This window comes from Pseudomonas sp. SDO5591_S426, assembly GCF_054070755.1.
The window spans coordinates 1-9,323 of record NZ_JBSVXD010000207.1; the positions used below are offsets into that span (position 1 = coordinate 1).

Genomic DNA, 9,323 nt, shown 5'->3' on the forward strand with positions numbered 1-9,323 from the left:
TACAGATATCGCGGTCCCCTGTAGGAGCAAGGCTTGCCCGCGATAGGGCCCGACCTGTCACTGCAAAAATCAGGGCTTGTAACCTTGAGCCAACAACCAACTCCTGACCATCCTTCCCTGTTCGACAGTCAATCCAGCCAACACCTGCTCAGCCGATTCACTGCGCAACCGCCGCACCAACACCGCCACCTCAACCCCCTGCACATGCCAGATCCCCAACGGCTGATCCGCGGTAATCACCACCTCGGCCTCATCGACAAATCCATCACGCAACACCGGCGCCCGCTCAATCCTCAACGCCTCGAAATCCGCCTCGGCATGGGCAACCTCGGCATCCGGCCATTGCCGCCGTGCCTGCCAGAAGGGTTGATCGAACCAACGCTGGTCATCGGCATAAAAGTCCCGGCCGATCCGGGCGAAGCGCAGAAACAACTGCTCCACCCGTTGCTGATGAAAACGCTGGGCCAACGCCGCGCGTTCGGGTTTGCGCAGCAGGGTGTTGATCACTGTCGGCGCCTGCAACGCCGAGGACAGCGATTGAAAAATGCCATTGCCCGACAGCGGGTCCACGGCCATCGCCGCGTCGCCCACGCGAATCCAGTTATCGCCGCACACCTGCGGGCTCAGAATCGCCGTGCTGCTGCGGGCGTGCAATTGTAAATCGAGCTCGGGTTCGTCACCGAAAAATGCCCGGGCCACTGCCGAGTCCTGACGCCGCTGTTGGCAGTACTCAAGCAATTGCGCCTTGCCCGGCAACCCGGCGCTGGCCACGTCCACCGTCCATTGCCAGTAGCACTGACCGTCGGCCCGCCGCGCCATCCACGCCCAGCCATCCTTGAGGCTCTCCACGGCGCTGGCGGTAGTGCCCGGCGCACCTTGCCAGCGATTGAGCAGGCTGACCGTCTCCGGCCCGCGCAGGCCTTTGCCGAGGGTCGGCGCCTGACGGCCACGGGCCTCGACCAGAAAATCCGCACTCAGCACTTCATGCCCTTCGATCTGGACTTGATGCCCTGAGGTCGACGACTGCACGCCAAGCACCCGGCCCTCGATCAATGACACTCCCGCCGCACGCAAGTCCTCGCGTAGGCCGCGATCAAAGGTCGGGCGATCCAGCAAATATTCGATGTTTTGCGCGTGCTGCTGGCCGTTCCAGTTCACCTGACGTTGAGAGGGCAGCGTCGCATCCGCCAACGCCTGATGCAGGCCAGCGCCGCGCAATGCCTCCAGCACCCGAATGGAAACGCCTTCCAGCGCCGCAAACCGGCGCCATTCACTGACCAACGTGACGGCATAACCCAGTCGCCGCAGCCCCAACGCCACCGCTGCGCCTGCCGGCCCGGCGCCCAACACCACAATCATCTTCATGGTCCGAAGCGCCGTTCAGGCCCGCGATAACGCGCGTTGTGTCGAAGCCATTCGATGATTTGTTCGTTACTCGCCCCGGGCTGCTCCACCAGGAAACCGGCGATGTGCCCGCTCAATGCCGCGCAGCCGAGACTGGCGCCCGACTGCCCCGGATACGTGCCATGCACACACGCGGCGAAATCGGCCTGGGCACTGTTGAGCCATGACCACTCGAGTTCGGCACAGCGTGCATCGCCGGTGACGCGCAGCACCTGTGGATAATTCGCCGGGTACACACCCTCGCCCTGCGCCGGGCTGGACGCGCAAAGCAGCACGCCCCGCGCCACAGCTGCCGCGCAAGCTGTACGCAACAGGCTGCGATCCTGACGCAAACCGAGACTCAAATTGATCAGGCGCACGTCCTGCGCCACCAGCCAGTCGATGGCCGTGGCGATCTGCAACGCGCTGGTGACCCCGCGCTGATCAAACACCTGGGCCACGCAAAACAGCGCCGACGGTGCACGCCGGCCGATGGCTTCGATCACTGCGCTGCCGTGTCCCAGTGGATCATCACGCAGGTCGCTTTCGGCGAGTCCGTCTTCTACCAGGGAAAAACGCCGCCCGGCGATCACCTGCACCCGTTGCGCCGCCGAGTGACCACTGTCCACCACACCGATACGCAGCTCAGCTTTCATAAGGCTCAGACTTCATGCAACACCGTTTTCGACATCAGTACACCGTCAATCAATTCGAAACGCAGATCGGCATCGGCCAGGGTTGAGGGGCGATGGCTGATCAGGATGCGGGTGCGCTCGGCAAACAGGCGGTCGATGGCCTCGATCACTTCGCGTTCGGTGGCTTCATCCACCGCCGAGGTGGCTTCGTCGAGCACCAGGATCAAAGGGTCCTGCAACAACGCGCGGGCGATAGCGATCCGCTGTTTCTGCCCGCCGGACAACTGCTGGCCGCGCTCGCCCAGCGGACTGTCCAGACCTTCGGGCAAGGATGCGATCAGGCTGTCGAGCTGCGCCAGCCGCGCCACTTCGGCAATCGCTTCACGGCTGGCGTCGGGCACCGCATAGGCCAGGTTGTCGGCCAGACTGCCACGGAACAACACGATGTCCTGACTGACCACCGCAATGCGCCGACGCAGCTGGAACAGGTCCAGCTCACGCACATCCACTTCACCCAGCAGCACGCGGCCGGACTGCGGATCGTGATGCCGTTGCAGCAGATCGATCAAGGTCGATTTACCGACGCCGGAGCCGCCGCTCAGGGCAACTTTCAGACCGTAGGGAATCCGCGCCTCGATACCGCGCAACGTCGTCTGGCGACCGGGATGGGTGAAGTGCACGTCCTCGAAACGCAGCTCGCCAGAAGCCGGCATCGGTTTCGGTGCGACCGGTGTGATCACGGTCGGTTCTTCGCCGCGCAATTCCATCACCCGCCCGAGGCTGACGGTCATGCGTTGAATCGCCACGTACAGCCCCAGAAGGCTTTGCACCGGCCCGACAGCCATGCCCAGATAAGTGGAAAACGCGATCAATGCGCCCAATTGCCAAGTGCCCTGCACCACCCAATAACCGCCAATCAAAAATGCACAGGCCCGGGACAACGAGGTCAATGTGCCCGGCACTGCCTGAGTGAAAAACTCGGTGACTTGCAGGCGCAGCAACTGGCTCATGTAGCCCTGGCCCAAACTCTCAAGGCGTCGCGCTTCACGCTGCTGCTGGCCGGCCGACTGGATGAATTTCATCACCGGCAGCGTCTCGACCATGAACGACGACATGTCCGCCGAACGCTCGCGCAATTGCCGCACATCGCGCTCGACCTTGCGCCGCATCCAGCGTAGCCAGAGCACGTCGAGAGGAATCAGCACCAGCGCCAACAACGACAGTTTCCATGACAGGGTCAACAGCATCGCCACCGCCACCACCAGGCCGATCACGCTGGACACCGCCGAGAACAGCGAGTCCACGGCAAAGCGCTGGATCTCCGCCACGTCGCCATCAAGGCGCGACATCAGGTCGCCGATGCGCCGCTGGCCGTAGAAGCTCGGCGACAAGGTCTGCAAATGCCGATACAAATCATCGCGCAGGGCAAACAGCATGCGCCCGGACAACCGCGTGTGCAGGTAGCGGTTGATCCCCGACAGCGCCGTGCCCAACAGGCCGGCGACGATCATCAGCCCGGCGATCAGCACCAGCATCGGGAAGTTGCGCGCCAGCAAGCCATCGTCGATCAGCAGTTTGGTCAGCCATGGCTGCACCAGCACCAGCGCCGAGGCGCACACCGACAATCCCAGCAGTCCGGCAATCGCCAGCCGATGCGGCCGCACAAAGCTGTAGAGCCAACGCAACGCCGCTTGCAGGGCCTCGGGGTTCTGGCTGTCGATCAGCCGAACGATCAAGCGCTGCATCACGAACGCAACTGTTTGAGCTTGCGATACAGGGTCGCGCGACTGATGCCCAGGGCGTCGGCGGCGGCCGAGACGTTGCCCTGATGACTGTCCAGGGACTGGCGAATCATCTCCAGTTCGTTTTCACGAATGCTGCCGGCCTGGGGCCGTTCGGTCGCGGTCAATTCGTCGAGCATGCCGTCGGGCAAGTGGTCGAGGGTCAGCACGGTGTCACCCGGTTCACGCATGGCCAGCGCGGTGCGCAGGACCATCTCCAGTTGACGGATGTTTCCCGGCCAGTGATAGCCGCCAAGCAGACGATTGAGGTCGTCATGCAGCACCACCGTCGGCGCATCGAGCTTGGCCAGCAAACGACTGACCAAACCCGCAAAATCCTCGCGCTCGCGCAAGGCCGGAAGCATCACGCTGATGCCGTTGACCCGGTAGAACAGGTCTTCGCGAAAATGCTTTTCTTCGACCAGACGCTTGAGGTCGCGGTGGGTCGCGCAGATCAATGCGACGTCGATGTCCTGCTCCTCGCCAGCACCCAACGGCGCGACCTTGCGGTCCTGCAACACGCGCAGCAGGCGAGCCTGCAGGGCCAGCGGCATGTCGCCGATTTCATCAAGAAACAGCGTGCCGCCATGGGCCTGCTGCAAGCGACCGACCATGCCGCCACGGCGCGAGCCGGTGAACGCGCCTTCGCGGTAGCCGAACAGTTCGGACTCGATCAGGCCTTCGGGGATTGCCGCGCAATTGACGGCGACGAAGGGTTTGTCGCAGCGCGCGCCGGCCATGTGCAAGGCGCGGGCGATGACCTCTTTACCGGTGCCGGTTTCACCCAACAGCAAAACCGGTAGCTCGTTGGCCAGGCCTTGTCGGGCCATGCGCAGCGCGCGGGCGTAACGGGGATTGCTGCCGGCCAGGGATTCAAGATCCGGTTGCGGTTTGGCGGTTTTCGCCACGCTGCGCGGCGGGGTGCTGACATTGATCGTGCGTTGCGGCGCGCGCAGGGTCTTGTAGAAAAACTCGCCTTTGGCGGTTTGCAGGCTACCGACGCCGCCCTGATGCAGGCGCGCCAGCAATTGCAGGCCATCGACACCGAGAAACTCTTCACAACGCCGACCGACCAGCGCCGAACGCTCGGCATGCAGCAACTGGCAGGCCTGGGCGCTGACCGCGAGGATCTGCCCGCCGAGGCTGACCGCCAGCAGGCCTTGCCATGGGGATTCGAGGTACTGGCGACGGCTGTGAAACGCCAGCACGATCTCGTCCGGATAACTGGCGTTGAACACCCGGCTCTCGATCTGGCTGACGGCCATGGCCAGCAGCGCGGTGCTGTCGTGGGCGCGGCCGAGCGGGCCTTCGCGGGTCAGGTCGAGGACGCCAAGGATGTCGCCCTGCGGGCAATGAATCGGCACCGAGGTGCAGGAAAAATCGCTGAGGCGATCCAGATAATGTTCGCCGCAATCGATAAGCGTTGGCCGGGCTTCAACCAGCGCGGTGCCAAGAGCATTGGTGCCGCGAGCGGCTTCGCTCCAGCAGGCACCGAGGGTGATGTCTTGCAGGCCGCTGCCGTTGAGACGGTCGGCGCGACCTTCGACGGCAAGGATGGTGGCGTCGGAGTTGGCGAGGATGATCAGCCCTTCCTTGCCCTGACGTTCGGCCAGGTAATCGATGGCCGGCAACGCGGCGTCGATCAGCAATCGGTTACTGGCCAGCAGCACGTCGAGGCTGGCACTCGATTCCAGTGCCAGCTCATGCTTGGCATTAAAATGCACGCCATGGCTGAGGCTGCGTCGCCAGGAAGCATCGATTTCGGCGCGCAGCACGCCATCGGGCACTTCGCCTTCCAGATGCAGCTTTTCCCGGGCCAGCCGGGCTTCGCGGTGCAATTTGGGGGAGTTTGTTTTTATTAGCGTCATCAAGCGCTCCGGGTCGTCCGCCCTGCGCCTTCAAACATCGGCGCCCTGGAGCAATCTTTACGTTAACGTCAGGGCGATGGCAAGTGCCGTAGGGCGCTTGTGTTCCGTCAGGTGGACCGCGTTATCGTTCATCGCGGGCAAGCCCGCTCCCACAGGTTTCTCGTCGACCACAAATCTGCGGTTTTACTCGGACACTGTGAGAGCTGGCTTGCCAGCGATGGCGGCATCCAGGACAACGAATAAATCAGAGCTGCCACACCTCGGCATTCACAAAAAACGCCTTGGCATTATCCTCCAGACTCTCCAGGTGATACCCGCCCTCCTGCACAATCAGGCACGGCAACCCAAGACTGCGAATCCGCTCACCCAACACGGCGAATCCTTCCCGCGTCACGGCCACCTTGCTCTGCGGGTCCAGTTCGAAAATATCGAAGCCCAAGGATAGCACCAGCACCTCGGCACCGAACTCCGTCACCCCTTCAAGCCTTGATGGTTCAGACGTGAGGATCGCCCGGCGCCTTGCTCGGCACGGCGTACTGCGGCTTCAAGTGCCCGTCCTGATCGAGTAGCCAGGCGTCCATGATTTGCCGCACTACCGGTCCGGCAACTCGGCCACCGGCCTCGCCGTTTTCGATCATCACCGAAATCACGATCTTAGGGTGTTCGGCCGGGGCGAAACCGACGAACAAAGCGTTGTCGCGGTTACGCTCGCGGGTTTTCTCGCGGTTGTAGCGCTCACCCTGCTTGATGGCCACCACTTGCGCGGTGCCGCTCTTGCCGGCGATCCGGTATTGCGCGCCTGCCGCTGCGGCCCGGGCAATCCCGCGAGCATCGTGCATCACCATCTGCATGCCGTGGTTGACCTGCTCCCAGTCACGCGGATCCTTGAGCAGGATGTTCGGCATCGGGTGCTCATCCACCGGCGCAGCGCCGTCCACGGTCATGGCCAGATGCGGGCGGTTCCACACACCTTTGTTGGCGATCAACGCGGTGGCCTGGGCCAGTTGCAGCGGCGTGACCTGCATGTAGCCCTGACCAATGCCGAGGATCACGGTTTCACCCGGGAACCACGGTTGGCGGCGTGTGGCGCGTTTCCAGGCCTGGGATGGCATCAGACCAGAGGATTCTTCGTACATGTCGAGAGAGACTTTCTCACCGAGCCCGAACATTGACATGTAGTCGTGCAGGCGATCGATCCCCAGCTTGTGCGCCAAGTCATAGAAGTAGGTGTCGTTGGAGCGCATGATCGCCGCGTCCATGTCCACCCAGCCGTCACCGCTGTGGTTCCAGTTGCGGTACTTGTGATCGAAATCCGGGAGTTGGTAGTAACCCGGATCGAAGACTCGGGTCTGGGGCGTGACGACACCGGCGTCGAGTCCGGCAATCGCAACCTCGGGCTTGATGGTCGAGCCTGGTGCATAGAGCCCGCGCAGCACGCGATTGAACAGTGGACGGTCGATGGAGTCGCGCAGCGTCGAGTACTCCTTCGAGCTGATACCGGTGACGAACAGGTTCGGATCGAAACTCGGATTGCTGACCATGGCCAACACTTCACCGGTCGATGGATCGAGCGCAACCACTGAGCCACGACGATCGCCCAAGGCTTGCTCGGCAGCTTCCTGAAGCTTGACGTCGAGGCTCAGGACAATGTTTTCGCCGGGCACCGGGTCAGTGTGCTTGAGCACTCGCAGCACGCGGCCCTGAGCATTGGTTTCGACTTCTTCGTAACCGACATGGCCGTGCAGCTGCGACTCATAGAATTTTTCGATCCCGGTCTTGCCGACGGATTGCGTCCCGCGGTACTCGACCGTATCCAGCGCCTTGGATTCTTTCTCGTTGATCCGTCCGACATAGCCGACCGAATGAGCGAAATGCTCGCCCAGTGGATAGTGCCGAACGAACTGGGGCTCGACATCGAGGCCCGGTAAACGGAACTCGTTAACCGCGAGTACCGCGATCTGTTCTTCACTCAGCTCATAGAACAGCGTCACCGGTACGAACGGATGACGTGCCTGTTTCATGGCCTTGTCGAATTGCGTGCGGTCTTCAGCGGGCAGGTGCAGCAGGTTGACCACCTCGTCCAGCTCTTGATTGACATCGGACGCGCGTTCGCGAGTGATGGTCAGGTTGTAGCTGGGCCGGTTGTCGGCCAGGACAACGCCATTGCGGTCATAGATCAATCCGCGAGTAGGCGTGATCGGCAGGACATGGACGCGGTTGTTTTCGGAGATCGTGGAGTGATAGTCGAATTCAACGACCTGCAGGATGTACATGCGCACCACCAGCGCGCAGGTAATGGCTACGACAAACAAGGCGCAAGCCATCAATCTTTTGTTGACCAGGCGTGTCTCTTTTTCGTGGTCCTTGATCGGTATCGGTTGGGGCATTTCTGAAGCAACTCTTTGAAAAGAAGATACCGGTCCTTTGGCAAGAAAACTGTCCGTCAAAAAAATGAGCTGCACCATAACAAAACTGCCAAGCCACTTTTATGTCGTTTTTTTAACTTGAATTTCCAATTGGCGGAGGACTCGTGCGCTTCAGTCAATATTGATGTTCCCATTCCTGCATTTTTCTTGCTGATGGCTGGGTCGATACTGGATGCATATCATTTTTTGGAGTGTGTTCATGCATCCGCGATTTCAACGATTACTGGGTTCAAACGGGTTTTCCATCGGATTGGAACTGCCGCTGGATAATGATTGGTCCAGCGATGGTCAACGGCTGCGGATAGCCGAGGACCGCCCCTTTGGTGTGCCTGATTTGAAGCAGCATGCCGCCATGGCGCGCTTGGCCGACCAGTCCGGCTTTCGCGCGCTCTGGGTCCGCGACGTACCGGTTTATGACCCCCACTTCGGCGACGCAGCACAGGTATTCGAAACCTTCTCCTACCTTGGTTATCTGGCCGGCATTACCGACAACATCATGCTGGGTACGGCTGCGGTCGTACTTCCGCTACGTCAGCCTTGGCTGACCCTCAAGTCGGCCAACAGCATTGATGAGCTAAGTGATGGGCGCCTGCTGCTGGGCGTGGCCAGTGGCGACCGTCCGATGGAATATCCGTTGTTTGGCGTGGATTACGATCAGCGCGGCGAAATCTTCCGCGAGACCGTTGAATTGCTGCGCAGCCAAGGCGAGGGCCGATTGCCGGAAGGGGCACGCTTGCTTCCGGAGCGCGATCAGTCAGCGCCGTTGTTGGTTGCGGGGCTTGGTCAGCAATCTCCAGCGTGGATTGGCCAGCATATGGATGGTTGGCTCGCCTATCCTGGAACACCGGATGAGCATCGTCGGCGAGTAGGGTTGTGGCGAGAGGTGGGCGGGGATAAACCTTATGTAAGCTTCGTTCACCTGGACTTGGCTGCCAATCCTCATGCGCCGATGCGACGTGTGCGCTTCGGTGGTAGCTGCGGACGGTTGGCATTGATTGACGAACTTCAGGGATTGCGTGAAGCAGGCGTTCAGCACGTCGGGCTGCATATACGTCGCAGCGAACGGCCGGTCGCGGAGGTTATTGAAGAGATTGCAGAGTTCGTGCTGCCGAAGTTTCATTAAAGCTGCGAAATGAAAAAGGGATAGCCAACAGGCTATCCCTTTTTTATCGCGGCACTTTTCTTTCGCCCAAAACAAAACCCCAACTGCTTTCGCAATTGGGGTTTCGG

At 61.3% G+C, this 9,323-nt stretch carries 6 protein-coding genes and 1 pseudogene; 1 reads left to right on the forward strand and 6 read right to left on the reverse strand.

Annotated elements, in window-relative coordinates; all coding sequences use genetic code 11:
- Window positions 1-69: 69 nt before the first annotated feature.
- The 6 genes and pseudogenes from qhpG to mrdA all read right to left on the reverse strand — a co-directional run bounded on the left by qhpG (window position 70) and on the right by mrdA (window position 8,054).
- Window positions 70-1,365 carry a flavin-dependent monooxygenase QhpG gene (gene qhpG, locus ACW9JC_RS26060; RefSeq protein ID WP_457458579.1) on the reverse strand — a complete coding sequence of 432 codons (1,296 nt, stop codon included), beginning with the start codon at window positions 1,363-1,365 and terminating at the stop codon, window positions 70-72.
- Complete coding sequence (gene qhpE / locus ACW9JC_RS26065; protein WP_457458581.1) at window positions 1,362-2,039, reverse strand: subtilisin-like serine protease QhpE; 678 nt, start codon at window positions 2,037-2,039, stop codon at window positions 1,362-1,364. Before qhpE ends, qhpG begins: the two co-directional genes overlap by 4 nt.
- Window positions 2,040-2,044: 5 nt before the next feature.
- Window positions 2,045-3,763 carry an ABC transporter ATP-binding protein gene (locus tag ACW9JC_RS26070; RefSeq protein WP_457458583.1) on the reverse strand — a complete coding sequence of 573 codons (1,719 nt, stop codon included), beginning with the start codon at window positions 3,761-3,763 and terminating at the stop codon, window positions 2,045-2,047.
- Window positions 3,763-5,667, reverse strand: a complete 1,905-nt coding sequence (locus ACW9JC_RS26075; protein WP_457458585.1) for a sigma-54-dependent Fis family transcriptional regulator — start codon at window positions 5,665-5,667, stop codon at window positions 3,763-3,765. Before ACW9JC_RS26075 ends, ACW9JC_RS26070 begins: the two co-directional genes overlap by 1 nt.
- Window positions 5,668-5,911: 244 nt before the next feature.
- A pseudogene (locus tag ACW9JC_RS26080) lies at window positions 5,912-6,151 on the reverse strand (histone deacetylase family protein); the annotation flags it as partial.
- A gap of 10 nt (window positions 6,152-6,161) precedes the next feature.
- Entirely contained in the window at window positions 6,162-8,054 is a 1,893-nt protein-coding gene (gene mrdA / locus ACW9JC_RS26085; RefSeq protein ID WP_338582135.1) for a penicillin-binding protein 2, read from the reverse strand.
- Window positions 8,055-8,292: 238 nt separating this feature from the next.
- Here mrdA and ACW9JC_RS26090 point away from each other — a divergent pair, with 238 nt between their 5' ends.
- Window positions 8,293-9,216, forward strand: a complete 924-nt coding sequence (locus ACW9JC_RS26090; RefSeq protein WP_457458587.1) for a TIGR03571 family LLM class oxidoreductase — start codon at window positions 8,293-8,295, stop codon at window positions 9,214-9,216.
- The last annotated feature ends 107 nt before the right edge of the window (window positions 9,217-9,323 follow it).

Coding starts and splice junctions, on each gene's coding strand:
- qhpG (WP_457458579.1), bottom strand. CDS start 1,365: ATGAAGATGATTGTGGTGTTGGGCGCCGGGCCGGCAGGCGCAGCGGTG.
- qhpE (WP_457458581.1), bottom strand. CDS start 2,039: ATGAAAGCTGAGCTGCGTATCGGTGTGGTGGACAGTGGTCACTCGGCG.
- ACW9JC_RS26090 (WP_457458587.1), top strand. CDS start 8,293: ATGCATCCGCGATTTCAACGATTACTGGGTTCAAACGGGTTTTCCATC.
- ACW9JC_RS26075 (WP_457458585.1), bottom strand. CDS start 5,667: ATGACGCTAATAAAAACAAACTCCCCCAAATTGCACCGCGAAGCCCGG.
- ACW9JC_RS26070 (WP_457458583.1), bottom strand. CDS start 3,763: ATGCAGCGCTTGATCGTTCGGCTGATCGACAGCCAGAACCCCGAGGCC.
- mrdA (WP_338582135.1), bottom strand. CDS start 8,054: ATGCCCCAACCGATACCGATCAAGGACCACGAAAAAGAGACACGCCTG.